The 16,817-nt window shown below is 35.8% G+C and carries 17 protein-coding genes and 3 pseudogenes; 10 read left to right on the top strand and 10 right to left on the bottom strand.

Annotated elements, in window-relative coordinates; all coding sequences use genetic code 11:
- Position 1: 1 nt before the first annotated feature.
- On the top strand, positions 2 to 1,105 hold the full coding sequence (locus RHABOEDO_RS10045; protein WP_215217208.1) for a TraB/GumN family protein: 1,104 nt from the start codon (positions 2 to 4) through the stop codon (positions 1,103 to 1,105).
- A 116-nt stretch (positions 1,106 to 1,221) separates the two neighbouring features.
- Here the strand turns inward: RHABOEDO_RS10045 and RHABOEDO_RS10050 are convergent, their stop codons facing one another.
- Positions 1,222 to 2,235: an IS30 family transposase gene (locus RHABOEDO_RS10050; RefSeq protein ID WP_215216525.1), complete on the bottom strand. Its 1,014-nt coding sequence runs from the start codon at positions 2,233 to 2,235 to the stop codon at positions 1,222 to 1,224.
- 300 nt (positions 2,236 to 2,535) lie between these two features.
- Between RHABOEDO_RS10050 and RHABOEDO_RS10055 the strand changes: the two are divergent.
- Positions 2,536 to 3,327 (top strand): annotated as a pseudogene (locus RHABOEDO_RS10055) (IS5 family transposase).
- A 7-nt stretch (positions 3,328 to 3,334) separates the two neighbouring features.
- On the opposite strand, the gene RHABOEDO_RS10060 reads toward RHABOEDO_RS10055, so the two are convergent.
- Genes RHABOEDO_RS10060 through RHABOEDO_RS10070 form a run of 3 tightly spaced genes read right to left on the bottom strand, consistent with a single transcriptional unit; the run spans position 3,335 to position 5,198 of the window.
- Positions 3,335 to 3,640: a hypothetical protein gene (locus tag RHABOEDO_RS10060; RefSeq protein WP_215217684.1), complete on the bottom strand. Its 306-nt coding sequence runs from the start codon at positions 3,638 to 3,640 to the stop codon at positions 3,335 to 3,337.
- Positions 3,622 to 4,065, bottom strand: a complete 444-nt coding sequence (locus RHABOEDO_RS10065; RefSeq protein ID WP_215217683.1) for a hypothetical protein — start codon at positions 4,063 to 4,065, stop codon at positions 3,622 to 3,624. The genes RHABOEDO_RS10060 and RHABOEDO_RS10065 overlap by 19 nt, the downstream gene beginning before the upstream one ends.
- Positions 4,065 to 5,198, bottom strand: coding sequence for an FtsW/RodA/SpoVE family cell cycle protein (locus RHABOEDO_RS10070; protein WP_215217682.1), 1,134 nt, complete (start codon positions 5,196 to 5,198; stop codon positions 4,065 to 4,067). Before RHABOEDO_RS10070 ends, RHABOEDO_RS10065 begins: the two co-directional genes overlap by 1 nt.
- Positions 5,199 to 5,271: 73 nt before the next feature.
- Here RHABOEDO_RS10070 and RHABOEDO_RS10075 point away from each other — a divergent pair, with 73 nt between their 5' ends.
- Positions 5,272 to 6,015 (top strand): biotin--[acetyl-CoA-carboxylase] ligase, encoded by a 744-nt coding sequence (locus tag RHABOEDO_RS10075; protein WP_215217681.1) that lies wholly within the window; start codon positions 5,272 to 5,274, stop codon positions 6,013 to 6,015.
- A 266-nt stretch (positions 6,016 to 6,281) separates the two neighbouring features.
- Positions 6,282 to 6,449 (top strand): annotated as a pseudogene (locus RHABOEDO_RS10080) (transposase); the annotation flags it as partial.
- Between the two features lie 10 nt (positions 6,450 to 6,459).
- On the opposite strand, the gene RHABOEDO_RS10085 reads toward RHABOEDO_RS10080, so the two are convergent.
- Positions 6,460 to 6,999 (bottom strand): IS630 family transposase, encoded by a 540-nt coding sequence (locus RHABOEDO_RS10085; protein WP_320412789.1) that lies wholly within the window; start codon positions 6,997 to 6,999, stop codon positions 6,460 to 6,462.
- Positions 6,951 to 7,319, bottom strand: a complete 369-nt coding sequence (locus RHABOEDO_RS10090) for an IS630 transposase-related protein (RefSeq protein ID WP_215216866.1) — start codon at positions 7,317 to 7,319, stop codon at positions 6,951 to 6,953. Before RHABOEDO_RS10090 ends, RHABOEDO_RS10085 begins: the two co-directional genes overlap by 49 nt.
- Positions 7,320 to 7,444: 125 nt before the next feature.
- Here RHABOEDO_RS10090 and RHABOEDO_RS10095 point away from each other — a divergent pair.
- Positions 7,445 to 7,885 (top strand): annotated as a pseudogene (locus RHABOEDO_RS10095) (IS5 family transposase); the annotation flags it as partial.
- Positions 7,886 to 7,901: 16 nt separating this feature from the next.
- Here the strand turns inward: RHABOEDO_RS10095 and RHABOEDO_RS10100 are convergent.
- Genes RHABOEDO_RS10100 through RHABOEDO_RS10110 form a run of 3 tightly spaced genes read right to left on the bottom strand, consistent with a single transcriptional unit; the run spans position 7,902 to position 10,466 of the window.
- On the bottom strand, positions 7,902 to 8,669 hold the full coding sequence (locus tag RHABOEDO_RS10100) for a NifU family protein (protein ID WP_215217689.1): 768 nt from the start codon (positions 8,667 to 8,669) through the stop codon (positions 7,902 to 7,904).
- A complete protein-coding gene (locus tag RHABOEDO_RS10105; protein ID WP_215217690.1) occupies positions 8,666 to 9,787 on the bottom strand; it encodes a cysteine desulfurase family protein in 1,122 nt (373 codons plus the stop codon). The genes RHABOEDO_RS10100 and RHABOEDO_RS10105 overlap by 4 nt, the downstream gene beginning before the upstream one ends.
- A complete protein-coding gene (locus RHABOEDO_RS10110) occupies positions 9,774 to 10,466 on the bottom strand; it encodes a 2,3-bisphosphoglycerate-dependent phosphoglycerate mutase (protein WP_215217691.1) in 693 nt (230 codons plus the stop codon). The genes RHABOEDO_RS10105 and RHABOEDO_RS10110 overlap by 14 nt, the downstream gene beginning before the upstream one ends.
- 327 nt (positions 10,467 to 10,793) lie before the next feature.
- On the opposite strand from RHABOEDO_RS10110, the gene RHABOEDO_RS10115 reads away from it, so the two are divergent.
- Positions 10,794 to 11,219 (top strand): transposase, encoded by a 426-nt coding sequence (locus RHABOEDO_RS10115; RefSeq protein WP_220017610.1) that lies wholly within the window; start codon positions 10,794 to 10,796, stop codon positions 11,217 to 11,219.
- A 530-nt stretch (positions 11,220 to 11,749) separates the two neighbouring features.
- On the opposite strand, the gene RHABOEDO_RS10120 is transcribed toward RHABOEDO_RS10115, so the two are convergent.
- Positions 11,750 to 11,980 carry a transposase family protein gene (locus RHABOEDO_RS10120; RefSeq protein ID WP_215217629.1) on the bottom strand — a complete coding sequence of 77 codons (231 nt, stop codon included), beginning with the start codon at positions 11,978 to 11,980 and terminating at the stop codon, positions 11,750 to 11,752.
- A 269-nt stretch (positions 11,981 to 12,249) separates the two neighbouring features.
- On the opposite strand from RHABOEDO_RS10120, the gene RHABOEDO_RS10125 reads away from it, so the two are divergent.
- From RHABOEDO_RS10125 to RHABOEDO_RS10140, 4 genes are all read left to right on the top strand, one after another.
- On the top strand, positions 12,250 to 12,966 hold the full coding sequence (locus RHABOEDO_RS10125; RefSeq protein ID WP_215217630.1) for a pseudouridine synthase: 717 nt from the start codon (positions 12,250 to 12,252) through the stop codon (positions 12,964 to 12,966).
- Between the two features lie 72 nt (positions 12,967 to 13,038).
- Positions 13,039 to 13,713, top strand: coding sequence for a TIGR00153 family protein (locus tag RHABOEDO_RS10130; RefSeq protein WP_215217631.1), 675 nt, complete (start codon positions 13,039 to 13,041; stop codon positions 13,711 to 13,713).
- A 3-nt stretch (positions 13,714 to 13,716) separates the two neighbouring features.
- Positions 13,717 to 15,138: an inorganic phosphate transporter gene (locus RHABOEDO_RS10135; RefSeq protein ID WP_215217632.1), complete on the top strand. Its 1,422-nt coding sequence runs from the start codon at positions 13,717 to 13,719 to the stop codon at positions 15,136 to 15,138.
- Positions 15,139 to 15,397: 259 nt separating this feature from the next.
- A complete protein-coding gene (locus RHABOEDO_RS10140) occupies positions 15,398 to 16,429 on the top strand; it encodes an IS110 family RNA-guided transposase (RefSeq protein ID WP_220017406.1) in 1,032 nt (343 codons plus the stop codon).
- Positions 16,430 to 16,817 lie beyond the last annotated feature (388 nt).

Raw genomic sequence — 16,817 nt, forward strand, 5'->3', positions numbered from 1 at the left:
TATGATAATAGAAAAATGGGCAAAATTAGAAGGAAACTACTTTAACGATCAATTAGAATATACAAAAAACAAATCAGATAAACTAATCTTATCTGATCTTTTTCAAAGAACTATTACAGAAATTAAAAGTATTGAAGCGGAAGTTTCTTTAGAAATTATTATACCCGCTTTTCAACAAATAAATAAGTGCTTTAGAGAGAGAAATTCTGAGAAAGAACTTTCTTCTATAGTCTCTTCTTATGAAAGTTTAATCGAACTTTTGGTTTCTAAAACAGCAAAAGCATATGAGGGTAATTACCGAAAACTTGCAGATCAAAGTCTCAAGTTTAAAAATAATGATCAGGATATAGAAGCAGATTTTTTAAATAAATGTTTGGAATCCATGCAAAATAATATGGAAAAGTATTCAATGCCCAAAGGCATTATATATGAAATCATAAATGAAAAAGGCTTTACTGGGTATTTAATTGGAACTATACATTTCCTCAATTTTTCTTATCTTGAAACAAATGCACCTTGGTTACTCGAAAGAATCAAAGATTCTAGCGAATTGATTACTGAAATAGGAACTAGTTATCAAAACCTTCCAATAGATGAATTAGAATGCATACGACCTACAATGGACATAGGTTTATCTGAGTTAGCAATAGAAAATAAGACAGACTTACTGGGCTTTGAGACATTAGAATGGCAAAAAAGTTTTTTCTCGCCTACGCAAAAACTCACTCAATTAACGGACTACCCTAAAAATTTTTCCCCCTATTTGTTAGATAGATATAATCATACTTCGATTCAACAAATATATGAATCAATAGAAGCGTGGCAACATGGTAATATAGATGAACTGAAACTAATAACTACTAAACTAGTTGGGCCAGCGGCTAAACAAGTAGCTTTTAAAGAAAGAAACAAAAAATGGCTTTCAGAGCCTACCATTAACGTGATAGAAAGACTGGAAAATATGGAAAAGCCTATTTCTATAGCCGTAGGAGCTGGTCATCTTGTAGGTAAAACAGGATTTATTAAAGCTCTAGAAGCTACAGGAAAATTTCAAATAAAAAAAATTGATATGGCACTTTTAACAAGTGTTTTAGACAGAACTTGAGTTGACAGTCAGTACTTTATTGAAAGTAGATTTCTTGCATAACCCCTTATTTTAAAGCTTGGCCCTTTCAACCTTGAAGTGCACAAAAAAGAACATATAAATACTTGAAAAAACATCTATTGTGCACCCGAGCATAGCATGTTTGTAGATAATCTCGTAAACACTTCTAGTGGAGTTTCGAAGTTGAGAGCCTTTCTAGGTCTGTTATTTAGTAAAGTTTCCACCCTTTCTATATCCTTGGAAGTCGTATCTAAAAAGCTTTGTGTTTTAGGAAAATATTGCCTAACTAGTCCGTTTGTATGCTCATTTAAGCCTCTTTCCCAAGAATGGTAGGGCGTTGCAAAGTAGAAGTCTGTCTCTAGCTCGAAACTAACCATTTGGTGATAGGCAAATTCTTTTCCGTTGTCTGCTGTTAATGTGTGTACAAAATCTTTGATAGGTTTAAGTTGTTCAATTAACGCTTGACTTACTTCCTCTGCAGTTTTATGAGAAACTTTGGCGAGCTTAGTTAGCTTGGAAGTTCTTTCTACCATTGATACAATTACGCCTTTATGTCCTGCCCCTATGACTGTATCTAGTTCCCAGTCTCCTAAACGAGTCTTTTTTTCTACAATACAAGGCCGTTGCTTAATATCTATACGACCAGGCATGTTCCCTCTTCCAGAAGCTCCCTTTCTCTGCTTGTTATATTTTTTCCCTCGATGACGGAGCTCTCTATAAAGCTGTCCTCCCTGTCGTTTATCTTTCCAGATATGATTATAGATGGTCTCATGACTAACATGTTCTTTACCATGTCTTTTAAGCCATCCGGATATTTGTATAGGGCTCCATTGCAACTTGATTTTTTCTTCAATACGGGTAACTATTTGAGGAGTCATTTTTTTATTGGGCTGAGAATTTTTTCTAAGAAATGCTTTTTCTTGAGCTTGCTGATGACGGTATCCTCGTTGCCCTTTATTTCTCTTAAGTTCCCTACTAATAGTGCTATGATGAACTTTTAGAATGTTTGCTATTGAGCTAGATGTATCTCCTCTAGCTTTTAAAATATAAATCTGACATCTTTGGTCATAGGTTAGGTGATGGTAGCCTTTAGGCAAGGTCTCTCCTTGTGTTTGATTGTTAAAAATCACAATAGAGATTCTTTCATCGCCTGCCTATTCTTTTTTTAATTCTTCTGTGCACTTCAAACTTGAAAAGACTCTTTCATTTATAGATTCCTATCTTAACAAAAGCATTTCCAGCTATATCGCTCAAACAATCATATCTCATGGATTAAAATACTTTAAAATTTTAGATTGCTTATTGGTTATGCAAGAGATCTAATATAACGGATAGTTAGGTTCTGTTTCATAAAGGAGATTATAAGAGCCTGTTTAAAATATTTTTAGTAAGGTATAATGATAGTTTTCATAAAACCTTTGGAGGTAATTATGACCCGCTCTTATCCAAGCGATATCTCTCGTAAGCAATTTAACAAAATCCATCTAATACTTGAGTCTACACGCAAAAAAACACGTCCACAAAGAGTTGATCTATATGATATTTTTTGTGGAATTTTGTACATTTTAAAAAGTGGTTGCCAGTGGCGTATGTTACCCATAGAATATCCTAAATGGGAATTATGTGATTATTATTTCCCTCTTTGGAATAAAAAAGATAATAAAAATTCTAAGAGTATTCTTGAAATAGTTTTAAAAAAAATTGGTTGGCGAGGTCAGAAAAAGCAGTGGTCGGAAAGAGAAAACAAGCTTTGTAATTATTGATACTCAAAGTGTTAAAAATACTGATACAGCGGAGAAGAAAGGATATGATGCAGGGAAAAAATATCAGGAATAAAAAGACATATAGCAGTCGATACCCAAGGGCTTCCTCATGCGATTCACATTACCACCGCTAATATCACTGACAGAAATGGATGTATAGAAGCATTTTCACTACATAAAAACCATTTGTTCGGTGTAAAAAATGTTTTAGCAGATGGAGGATATTCTGGAAAAAAATTTGCAAAGAGTGTGCAGGAGATATTAGGATGTATAGTAGAAATAGCCAAAAGAAATACACTTCATACTTTTACAGTTATTCCCAAAAGATGGGTTGTAGAGCGTTCTTTTGCGTGGATAGAAAAATGTCGCCGGCTATGGAAAAATTGCGAAAGAAAACTACATACAAGCCTGAATATGGTGGTTCTTGCTTTTATTGCTCTACTTTTGAAAAGAGTTTAAACAGGCTCTAAGAAGGAGGGACTCTACGTACCAGACGCTTGCTAATTACCCTGTCATCTTTTACAAGTAAAAAATAATGCTTTTCCATAACAAGGCCATTGCCTAAGTCAATCCTCTCTATATATTGATATTCCTCTGCTCCATCTTCGCGTAGGCAAACCGCGTAAGGATTTCCTACCTGACACTGTATTTCATGAATAGAAATACCCACTTCAATTTTACAAAAACTTCTATCCGTCATTGCAAAATAAGAAGAACAGCATCCTGTTAATAATGCTATATAAGTAATAGCTACTAATTGACTTTTTGCCATACACATCCTTGAATAATAGTACGAAATTGATCTGCTGTTGCATATTCTGCTCGCAGTAAATAACTCCGGTTTTCTTGTTTTTCATAAACCTCAAAGCCCTCAAAGCCGATTTCATTGACTCGAAATTCCCAAGCAATGATTTTATCATTGATTAAACCCTTACCTTGAATTTTACCTACTGCTTGATTTTCTAAACCGATGATAAATTCTCCGTGTTCCATATTAGAAATACAAAATTGATTACGCATCATATCGGTAAAACCCTTGATTTGTATTTCTTGTTCGCAAGCAATCTTATTTGAGTTATCTTTATTTTCTATATTCCAACGGGTAAAAAAAGCAAGTTCTTCTGCCACCATATTTAGTTGAATCGTTCCTTGCCCTAACCAAATACCTGCATTAAAAAGAAATGAATGTTGATTCATTAAAACATAAACCTTCTGCTATAAATACTTTGTAAGATTCCTAAAGCTGCCATTGTCGAAATTACCGATGATCCACCGTAAGTAATCAATAGCAAAGGCACTCCGGTAATAGGTAAAAAGCCACACATCATCCCCATATTAATAATCATATGTATAGCTAAATAAGCTGTAATTCCTGCAGATAGCAAGCGTCCAAAATCATCATTTGCTATTGCAGTTACCTGAAATCCAAAATAGATCAATCCAGAAAAAAAGAGCAGCAAGAAAAATACTCCTATTACACCAAATTCTTCAGAAAAAGCAGCAAATACAGAATCTGTATGAGCAGCGGGTAGCCACTGTTTGCCAGAAAAATCGCTATTACGCCAACCACTACCAGTCCAAGATCCTAATGCAGTTGCTGTTTGAGAAGCTCTCTGATGATAGGTATTTGGATTAAGTCTTTCATATTGATATTCCTTTAAAACCTTAGTTGCATAAGGACGGATCTGCTCATGGGATAAAATATTAAAAAAAACCAAACTCACACAACCCAAAGCAAATAATGCCAAATAAGACATAACTTTAATCACTTTTTTTCGCACTCCTCCTAAATAAAATAAAATAATTGCAATAGGATATAAAACAAGAGCTGTGCCTAAATCGGGTTGTTTTAAAATCAAAAAAAAAGGAACAAGGACAATTAATAAAGCTTGGTAAGGAATACATATATATTGGATATGCCTCTTATGATTCTCCAAATATAAACTCAAAGCCATTATCACCACCAATTTTGCTCCTTCAGATGGCTGTACATCAAAAGGAATACCGGGAATTCTATACCATCTTTGCACATTATGTATCTTAGGAATAAAAAAAAGTCCTATCAGTAGGATGAGTATTGCTAAATAAAAAAGCCATACCCATTCCTTAAATTTACGATAGTCTAATGCAGCAATTATAAAATAGACAATCCAGCCGATAATAAAAAATCGTATTTGCTTCATGACCCGTATGGTAAATACAGTAGTCTCTTCTTCATCAAAATTAGCACCGGTCATAGAAGCAATAACCAGAACGCTAATTACCATTAAAACCAATATAATGGGAATCATTCTAAAATCAAGGCGACTTAAATACCGATGATCCCACATAATTAGCTTCTTTAAATATACCTATTGGACACAAATTACGTACTTGATCTAATTTTTGTCTAGGATAACTCCCATGGATCTATCTGTTAAGCCAAAATTTGACTATATCCATTTTGCAACAATTGATTCTACAAGCAGCTGGACTAAAAAAAATACGGCTCTTTTAAATCAGAATCACATAACTGTCATTACCGCTAATCAACAGACGAAAGGGTACGGCAGATTTAAACGCGACTGGATTTCTCCTCCTGGAAATATCTATGCAACCTTATTTTTTACACTTCCTTTAGATTACTCTTATCTTATAAATCTAGGGCAAATTTTAGCATTAGCTTGCAACCATGTTTTAGAAAGCAAAGAATTCCCTCTACAACTTAAATGGCCAAATGACCTCTTGCTCGGGGGAAAAAAAATAGCAGGCATTTTAGTAGAGATCCTTCGTTCTGAAAAGCTGGAAATTGTACTTGGAATGGGCCTTAATGTAAACATGAACAAAGAGCATTTGAAAAATGTAGATCAAAAAGCTACCTCTTTAATGCTCTTTAGTAAAAAAACATGGGGACTAAGTAGTATTTTAAATCCTATTTTATATACATTTTATAACTATCTCAGACTACTTTCTTCTTCTGGATTTACTCATTTTCAACCCATTTACCAAAAACTGCTCGCTTTTCAAGGTAAAGAGATTGTCTGCCAATTAAGGAATCAAAAAATACAAGGAATCTGTCATTCCATAAACCCTGATGGCACGCTGAACTTGCAACTCCCTTCTGGTTCTATGATCTCTCTTAATGCTGCAGAAATCTCTACTTCTTAAATACCTGGCCCTTTCAACCGCGAAGTGCACAAAAAAGAACATACAAATACTTGAAAAAACATCTATTGTGCACCCGAGCATAGCATGTTTGTAGATAATCTCCTAAACACTTCTAGTGGAGTTTCGAAGTTGAGAGCCTTTCTAGGTCTGTTATTTAGTATAAGTTTCCACCCTTTCCATATCCTTGGAAGTAGTATCTAAGATCCTGTTTAAAATCTTTTCAATAAGGCATAATGATAGTTTTCATAAAACCTTTGGAGGTAGTTATGACCCGCTCTTGTCCAAGCGATATTTCTCGTAACCAATTTAGCAAAATCCATCTAATACTTGAGTCTACACGCAAAAAAACACATCCACGAATAGTTGATCTATATGATATTTTTTGTGGAATTTTGTACATTTTAAAAAGTGGTTGCCAGTGGCGTATGTTACCCATATAGTTATTTAAATCGACATTGATAAAACAGCTTGATCTAAGGCTTCGGATAAATTAGCTACAGTAGGTAAAAGTTCTCGGATTTTCGTTTTCATATTGGCCCAATATTTTTCGATAGGATTTAAGTCCGGTGAATAAGGCGGGAGAAAGAGCATTTCGTATCCACTTTCCTCTATCAATGTTCTAGTTGTCTTTGATTTATGAAAGCTCGCGTTATCGAGAATCAAAACTTGGCCATGAGTCAAATTTGGAATCAATTCCTGTTTTAGCCATACATTAAATAGATCCGTATTGCAAGTTCCTTCAAAACACATCGGTGCCAGCAATTTCTTCCCTTGTAGTGCCGAAATTACACTCTGTCTACCAAATCGTTTTCCTGAAATTCCTCCAAATATTTGTTTTCCCCTCGCGCTCCTCGCATATTGCCTATGCACATATTGACTGATTCCGCTCTGATCCAAATAGACCCTTTTTTCAGGAGAAATTGCTTCTATCTTTTTTAGATATTCCGCTCTTGCTTCCGCATTCCTTTCCTTATAAAACGCAATCTTTTTTTTCTTGTGATCTTGAGTCTTTTCAAAGCGTAAAAGATTGCTTGCAAAGTCAAACCAAAATGCTTTGCAATCTCTGATAAAAAATGATCGGGGTTTTTTTCTACATAAGCGATTAATCTCTGATCATCAATTTTCTTATAAGTGCTTTTCTTTTTTAGAGGTTCTACGTTTCCTCTTTGTTTCTTACGCTTTACCCATCGGTAGACAGTTGCAATCCCAACTTGAAATAGCTGGCTGGCCTTCATTTTGTCGTTATTTTCTTCTAGGTATTGAAGCACTCGTTTTCTTAGATCCATTGAATAAGGTTTAGGCATTTCTCTACCTCCATATATTTTGTTGGAGAAAAATATACAACTTTATCAATAATATTTTAAATAACTATAGAATATCCTAAATGGGAATGATGTGATTATTATTTCCCTCTTTGGAATAAAGATGCTCAAATACAGCGGAGAAGAAAGGATATGATGCAGGGAAAAAAATATCAGGAATAAAAAGACATATAGCAGTCGACACCCAAGGGCTTCCTCATGCGATTCACATTACCACCGCTAATATCACTGACAGAAATGGGTGTATAGAAGCATTTTCACTACATAAAAACCATTTGTTCGGTGTAAAAAATGTTTTAGCAGATGGAGGATATTCTGGAGAGAAATTTGCAAAGAGCGTGCAGGAGATATTAGGATGTATAGTAGAAATAGCCAAAAGAAATACACTTCATACTTTTACAGTTATTCCCAAAAGATGGGTTGTAGAGCGTTCTTTTGCGTGGATAGAAAAATGTCGCAGGCTATGGAAAAATTGCGAAAAAAAACTACATACAAGCCTGAATATGGTGGTTCTTGCTTTTATTGCTCTACTTTTGAAAAGATTTTAAACAGGCTCTAAGACCTTTAATAATTTAATAAGGAAAGATCTGGTTTAACCGATAAACCAGAATATACCTTTGCTTGCAAAATTTCTTCAATAGCTTGCAATGTTGATCCTATTGCAGAAGGACAAGAAGTACAAGCCCCTTGATAAGCAATAATCACTTGATTATCCAAACTGAGTTCCTTAATCTCAATTCCACCTGCGTCTAATTCTATGTAAGGGCGAATATCATTTGCAATTACCATTTCTAATATAGCTATTTTTTGCTCATGACTAAGCTCTTTCCATCCAGGGTATTCCTCTTGATTATGTAAAAGGGAAGTCAAAGGGGTTGGTACATAATTATCTGGAAGAACAATATCTCTACAAGACTGTACTGCATCTGCAATTGCATCAATGACAAACTTTAAATAAGAAAAAGCAGATTCAGGAAAAGCAGGAATCTGACTCTTATCGCGTACTTGCTTATCAATTAAATCCGCGTTTAAAAGAGCTGCCTGATCGTAATTTTTGCGCATTAAAACTTCACAGGCAGCTTCTAGAGCACCAATTAAGCAAGAAGGACCAAACATCTGAAATTTTGCATCAGCAATAACACCATCGCTCTCATCTACAAGCAAGTAAATTTTAATCCACTGTCCTAGTTGATAATTACCCTGTGTTCCGACAGCTAATCTCATCCCTTTAGATTGTGCTTCTACAAGAGAAAATGCGCCTACATGCAAAGGCTTTTCAATTTTTTGCGCAAGACGTTTACTATATTGCATCCAGAGATGACTTTCTATCATAAGGCATCTCCTAAAAGAGTCATTTTTTTTAATTGCCTTACACAGTCTACAATGATACAAACAGCTACTTGTATTTGCTCTTCTGTTGTTTCATAAGAAAGGCTAAAGCTGATTGCCGTATAAGCTGAATCAGGTGCAATATGACATTTAATCAGTATTTGAGAAAGCGATTGATACTGCCCGGATCCTATAGAAGCAAATATCCCTTTACGGTTTAGCAAATACAAAAGCGCTTCTGCATGGATGGCTGGAAAGGCAATAACAGAGCAATTAGGTAGTCGCTCTACATGGGTAAAGAGAATTTTGGCATCGCTGATTTGCAGAGAGATCTTTTCTTCAAATTCATCGCGCAGTCTTGCGGTTTCTAAGCAAATAGATTCAAAAAGAGCAATATTTTCTTCAACAGCCGCTACTAAACAAGCTAAGGAAGCGGGCATTGGTTGCTGTGAGCAGGAAAATAAAGCATGCTCTTTAACAATCATGACAGAAGTTCCTCGAGGTGCCTGGATCAAAGATCCTTCTAAAGTCAAAAAATCAATAGGAAGATCGCGCAAACAAAGATGAACCTTCCCTAATACAGAGCTTGCATCCACATGCAAAAGAATGCCTCTTTCTTTACACAGCTCCGCTAAATCAGCCACTGGGTGGATGACACCAGTCATAGAATTTGCCCAGGATAAACTTAAAATAGAAACTTTAGGAAGTAAAGCTTTATCTAATATCTCTTGAGTGATTTGTCCTTGCTCATTGACCTCAATTTGTCTACATATACACCCTATATTTTCTAACTCCCGCCAAATTTCTAAAGACCCCCTATCTTCTATATTAGTCGTTAAAATTTGGTTTTTACCGGTCTGATAAACCGTATTTCGGTAATGAGAAAATGCCAAATGAGATAGCGCTTCTAGACGGTTTTGAAAACAAAAAATGCGGTCTTGGGGGTTTAATCCTAATAAATCAGCAAAACGTTTAGTATTCTTCTTCATAGAAACTACCATCTGCTGTCCCATGAAATGAGGTGCCAAAGGGTCTCCCCAATCATTTTTAAAAAATACGAGCATTCTTTCAATAGCGGATAGAGAAGGCTTTGTAGCGCTATGATGATCAAGATATATCATTTTTTTCCCAAGTATTATGCATAAAAGTATAAAAGAGAGGTTCCCCTGTAGCAAGCTCCAATTCCACTACCTGCTCTTTAGACAAATGATCTAGATACATCACAATCGAACGTAAAGAATTTCCATGAGCTGCAATTAAAACGTTTTTCCCTTGTTCCAAGATAGGTAACATGTGTTTTTTAAAATAAGGTATTGTGCGCTCAGCTGTCATAGCTAAACTCTCCCCTTCTGGAGGGGGAATATCAAAACTTCTGCGCCATTTTTGTACTTGTTCTTTTCCAAACTGCTCAATCGTTTTTTGCTTATTTAAGCCCTGTAAGTCTCCGTACATTCTCTCATTTAATTGCCACGCCTTTACAACGGGTATACAATGCTTTTTTACATTTTCATCGTGGATTTGAGACCATTCTTCCGGTTTATTTTTTTCTGGCTCTATAAAATAAGGAACTTTACCCGATTGATGATACGCCATCGAAATCGTCGCAGTCATTTGTGCCCTAAACAACGTAGAAGTAAAAATATAATCGATAGGAATATGAGCAATTTTTTTACCAGCTTCAATTGCCTCTTCAATTCCCTTCTGGCTTAAAGGAATATCCACCCATCCAGTAAATAAATTGTGCTTATTCCATTCCGATTGTCCATGACGCATCATGATTAAAGTAGCTTTTTTTGACATATATCTTCCTTTTAAAGTATCTCTATTAGAATCATATTAGCAAAAACTAGAAAAAATCAAAAAACGAAACAAAAATTTAAATGGGAAGAAAAAGAACACCGACTCATTCTGGAGAGATCCTTGATAAACTTTACATTCAACCTCTTAGATGTTTAGTCCCAAAGTGGGATGGAGTGGATTAATTCTAAAACTTTTTGGTTTTTTTTGCCAACTTTTGATAATATACATGCCATAATTGCACACAAAGAAGGGGTTGCTCCTTAAACGGAGTAGGTTAAACTCTCCAATGATAAGGTAGTTGAGGAAGTAGAAAAACTGGATAAAGAAATGCTTAAGCTGGTCAGTCAAGATAAAGAAGTACAACGGCTTATGACAATCCCTGGCGTAGGACCTGTAACAGCATTAACCTATAAAACAGAAATTTTTGATCCCACTCGTTTTAACGATTCTAAATCAGTAGGAGCCTATCTTGGTATGACGCCTAAACAGTATGCCTCCGGAGAGGTGCAAAGACAGGGAAGAATTTCAAAATGTGGATCCAGTGAACTTAGATCTCTATTAGTTGAAGCCGGAATAGTAATGCTGACACGAAGTAAGAAATGGAGCAAGCTAAAAGCTTGGGGATTAAAAATCATGAGAAAAAAAGGAATGAAGAAAGCCGCCTTAGCAGTAGGTAGAAAGTTATCCGTAATTATGCATAAGATGCTGATTGAACAAAAAGAATTTATTTACGGTGAGCCAAAGGCAGCTTAAAAACGCATTTTTTTAGAAATAAAAACATTAGGAAAAGTGACTAAAATTTTTTGCAGGAGAAAACCGAAGAAATAGGTAAAGACGACAAATGAGTTGGCTCTTAGAAGCCGTAATATACATTGTCTTGCCCATTTCATTTCGGATAGCATAATGGAGCGAAGAATCTAAAATAGTTTTCTTCAAAAAGACTCCGCAGAAAACCCTGAACTTATCTCCCGCATTAAACTTTGCTGTCCTAAGATCTTAAAAAACGCCTTTTATTTTGCAAGCAAAATATCGGCTCGGAGAGCTTATGAAGAATTAAGAGAATTTATATTCCCCTTGTGTGCAATTAGAGAACTCGTTTACATTCAAATTAAGAGCTTGAATATATAAAAATTTTTATACAAAAGATAATATCTTCTTGCAAGATAGAGCAGTTTTTTCAAAAAAACCTAGTTATGCAATTCTTAATTTGAAATCAATCTAGTATAACATCCAAGACCCAATGTAATAAATTTTCTATTCCCCATTGACCGCGACTGATTCAACTATTCTTTCATTGAATGGTCCTGTAACACAATAGCTTCCCAATCATCAGCACCACACAAAGAACAAACGATTGTGATAAAAAGTATCGTTATAAAAGGATGAATAAAATTGCAGGATACTCCTCTAGGATCAGTAATGGTATCAAGACTTTGAATAAGTTTAAGATCAGGCTGAGGAGTCAATCCTGAATGTTTTTGAATGTGCCTGAGTGGTAATCGTTTTTTATTCATGAAGAGATCCATATTGTTTTTTTCGCAAAAGAAACAATATGGCTGATTTCTACAAAAACTCAAATTACTCTTTTAATGTCCTGTGCCCTGTAGGTGATGGTAGCCTTTAGCCAAGGTCTCTTTTTGTGTTTGATTGTTAAAAATCACAATAGAGATTCTTTTATCGCCTGCCTATTCTTTTTTTTAATTCTTCTGTGCACTTCAAACTTGAAAAGACTTAAATTTAAATCATTGAAATTTACTGTTATCCCTTATATAATCCTGCCCTTATGGAAGATAAAAAACGTTTAAGCAAGGTCCTTGCTGCAGCTGGAGTAGCTTCTCGAAGAGCTTCGGAAGAATTAATTTTTAAAGGTAGAGTGACCGTTAATGACGAGGTCATACTTGTTCCTCAAACCCTTGTTTGCGCGCAAAAAGATCAAATTTGTGTGGATAATGAGCCAATCCAAGCTGAAGGGAAAAAAGTTTATTACCTTTTAAACAAACCCCATGGCTTTATTTGTTCCAATGCTCCTTTAGGAACAAAAAAAAGAGTTGTCGATTTATTCGCTCATCTTCCTTATCGTCTATTTACCATTGGACGATTAGATAGAGATACAACCGGGCTCTTATTAGTGACTAATGATGGACATTTTGCAAATAAGGTGATCCATCCATCTTCTAATATTCAAAAAGAATATTTAATCAAAACACTACAAGAAGTGACCGATTTGCATCTAAAGCAAATCTCTAAAGGAATTTTTATAGAAGGGTCCTTTATAAAACCTATACGAGTGGTAAAAGTACGTAAGGGCACATTAAAAATTGTAGTTAAAGAAGGAAAGAAGCGAGAGGTTCGCTTGCTTGTACAAGCAGCAAATCTTGAGATTTTAGAATTATGTCGCATTCGCATCGGTGGGTTGCTCCTAGGCTCCATTGCCGAAGGCGATTTTCGGTCCATGTCAGAAACAGAAAAGCAGATTATTTTTCAATCTTCTGATCTTTGAAAAAGAGTTGTATTCAATTGGCTTTAAAGCTAGATTCCGATATGAGATTTGAGTATTTTATAACAGGATTGTATGCTTAACATCGCACGCCTTTTTGGCAAGTCTCCCTTCGCTCCCCTGCAAACCCACATGAAAAAAGTAGCTCACTGTGTGGAAAAGCTCTCACAGATGTTTGCTAATTTAGGAAAAAAAGATGCAGAAAAGATTGCAAAAGCAGCCCATGAAATTTCTCGTCTTGAACACGAAGCTGATCTAGCCAAAAATGATATCCGTAACCATCTTCCCAAGAGTATCTTTTTACCTATTGATCGGGCACAATTCCTCGATATTTTATCTATCCAAGATGATATATCCGATAAGGCAGAAGACATTGCTACCCTACTTACTTTAAGCCCTCTAGAAGAATGCAATGGATTTCTTCCACAAGTACAAAACTTTTTTTATAAAAATGAAGAAGTGTTTAAGCATTCTAAGCGTATCATTGAGGAGATCGATGAATTACTGGAATCTTCTTTTGGGGGAATTGAAGCAGAAAAAGTAAAAACAATGGTAGAAGAAACCGCCTATCTCGAACATGAAGCAAGCAAAATGCAGCATGTACTCACAAAAGAGTTGTTCACTAAAGCTCATTCTCTTTCTAATGCAGGTTTCTATTTATGGGTAAGCTTGATTGAAGAAATAGCAAAAATCTCTCATCTTTCCGAGAGCTTAGCAAACCGCATTAGAATGGTCCTAGAACTAAAATAAACGATGGACACTGCAACAATACTTACACTGCTTGTTATAGCCATTGGTTTTTATATGGCTTGGAATATTGGAGCCAATGATGTTTCTAATGCTATGGGGACATCTGTTGGCTCAGGTGCTCTTACCTTAAGAAAAGCGGTTATTCTAGCAGCTGTTCTAGAGTTTAGTGGAGCTTTCTTCCTTGGATCTCATGTCTCAGAAACTATGCAAAAAGGATTGATTCACACTCAATTGTTTGCAGAAGATCCCTTGATCTTAGTCTTAGGAATGTGCGCTGCACTATGCGGAACTGGGGTCTGGTTACAAATAGCTTCTTTTTTTGGATGGCCTGTTTCTACAACGCATGCGATTGTAGGAGCTATTTTAGGCTTTGCTGGCGTGATTATGGGAATCAACGCTATTCAATGGAGTGCGGTGAATTCCATTGCAGCTAGTTGGGTTAGCTCGCCTGTTTTAGCAGGTATGATCTCTTATTTTGTATTTAATATGTTGCAACGCAATATTTTATATGCAATGAACCCTTTAGAAGCAGCAAGAAAATTTATCCCCTTATTAACCTTCATTGTTCTTGGTGTATTTACTCTAAGTTTACTGTTCAATGGGCTTACTCGTTTGAATTGGCATTTTTCTTTTATCCAAGTACTAGCTTTTGCCTTCGTCATTGGTAGCATTGCTTCTTTTATCGCCTTTCTATTAGTTCGTAGAGTGTATTCTTCCAATGAATCAAACCCTATTTCTCGTTATTCCCCTCAAACGGTTATCAGTCTAGAAAAAGCACTTAAGCACCTACAGCGCGTTCATGTGGTATCTTATGATGAAACCCATGCAAAAATAGGACAATTAGTAGAAGAAGTACAATCGCTCTCTCAACAGCTAAGGCAAGAAACAAACTTTTTAGAACGTACTTCTGAATATACTTCTGTAGAAAAAATGTTTGGTTATTTGCAAATTCTAAGTGCCTCTTTTGTTGCTTTTGGTCACGGGGCTAATGATGTTGCTAACGCTATAGGCCCTGTTGCAGCTGTTCTAGATATCATTAATAGAGGTATTGTTTCTCAAGCAACAACGGTTCCTTCTTGGCTACTTGTATTTGGAGGCTTAGGAATTGTAACAGGTCTTGCAACCTGGGGTTGGCGCGTCATTGCTACCATTGGCAAAAAAATCACTGAACTTACCCCCACCCGTGGCTTCTCTGCTGAATTTGGCACCGCTATTACCATCCTTTTAGCTTCCAAACTAGGCCTCCCCGTCTCTACTACACACTGCTTAGTCGGTGCTGTTCTAGGGGTAGGATTAGCTCGTGGAATCCGCGCCTTAAACCTTAGAATGCTTCGCTACATTGCACTATCTTGGGTAATTACTCTTCCTGCTAGTGCAATAACTAGTGTTCTTATTTTCTATTTACTAAAAGCTATTTTCATATAAATACTTATTTAAAAAAAATAGCCAGACTAACTTACTTCATGTTAAGTCTTTTCAAGTTTGAAGTGCACAAAAGAATTAAAAAAAAGAATAGGCAGGCGATGAAAGAATAGATCTCTTGCATAACCAATAACCTACATTCCTACCCCCTAGCGTATATAGTGGTTCCGATTCAATCGTATAGAAAAATATAGGATTAACGACAAGTTTCAAGTCGTTGACTTGAACCCCATTAAGATAGCCGTAAAATGAGGAGCAACCTATGAAGCATTATATTGGATTAGATGTATCAATGAAAAGAACTTTTATCTGTGTATTAAATGAACAAGGTAAGATTGTCCATGAAGGTTCAGAAAAAACAGATCCTGATTTACTAGCAGATTATTTTTCCAAAAGAGATTTTCAAGAAATCGTTGTTGGCTTTGAAAGTGGATGTTTATCTCATTACCTAGTCACAGGATTTAGAAAAAGAGCTATAGATCCCCTATGTATGGATGCAAGGAAGCTGAGTACGATTCTTGCTTTGAAAATAAATAAGACAGACAAAAATGATGCACGAGGAATCGCAGAAGCCCTTCGATCAGGTATGTATACACGAGTACACTGTAAGCCCCAAGATTCAGTAGAAAAAAGCATTTTGTTAGTTTCCAGAAGAGCGCTAATTAAACAGCAAACGCAGTTAAAAAATACTGTAAGGGGCTTGCTTAAAAGTTACGGAATACGATTGGGATCTGTGGGATCCAAAAGATTTTCGTCTGTGGTTGTAAAGCAGATAGAAAAACAGGAAAAAAGTATTGTTCTGAGCATAACCTCTCTATTAAATACCTTTGATAAGGTAGTTGAGGAAGTAGAAAAACTGGATAAAGAAATGCTTAAGCTGGTCAGTCAAGATAAAGAAGTACAACGGCTTATGACAATCCCTGGCGTAGGACCTGTAACAGCATTAACCTATAAAACAGAAATTTTTGATCCCACTCGTTTTAACGATTCTAAATCAGTAGGAGCCTATCTTGGTATGACGCCTAAACAGTATGCCTCCGGAGAGGTGCAAAGACAGGGAAGAATTTCAAAATGTGGATCCAGTGAACTTAGATCTCTATTAGTTGAAGCCGGAATAGTAATGCTGACACGAAGTAAGAAATGGAGCAAGCTAAAAGCTTGGGGATTAAAAATCATGAGAAAAAAAGGAATGAAGAAAGCCGCCTTAGCAGTAGGTAGAAAGTTATCCGTAATTATGCATAAGATGCTGATTGAACAAAAAGAATTTATTTACGGTGAGCCAAAGGCAGCTTAAAAACGCATTTTTTTAGAAATAAAAACATTAGGAAAAGTGACTAAAATTTTTTGCAGGAGAAAACCGAAGAAATAGGTAAATCGGATAGCATAATGGAGCGAAGAATCTAAAATAGTTTTCTTCAAAAAGACTCCGCAGAGAACCCTGGACTTATCTCCCGCATTAAACTTTGCTGTCCTAAGATCTTAAAAAACGCCTTTTATTTTGCAAGCAAAATATCGGCTCGGAGAGCTTATGAAGAATTAAGAGAATTTATATTCCCCTTGTGTGCAATTAGAGAATTACTATATATTTTGTTTTTCCTGTTTAGATCAGACTTTATATGCTGGGTCCAGTCGCGCAATGTGCTACAAGGAACTTTAAACCGTTTTACAGCTTCTTTTTTTTT

Origin of the sequence: Candidatus Rhabdochlamydia oedothoracis (genome assembly GCF_019453995.1) — a bacterium.
In the GTDB taxonomy this organism is placed as follows: domain Bacteria; phylum Chlamydiota; class Chlamydiia; order Chlamydiales; family Rhabdochlamydiaceae; genus Rhabdochlamydia; species Rhabdochlamydia oedothoracis.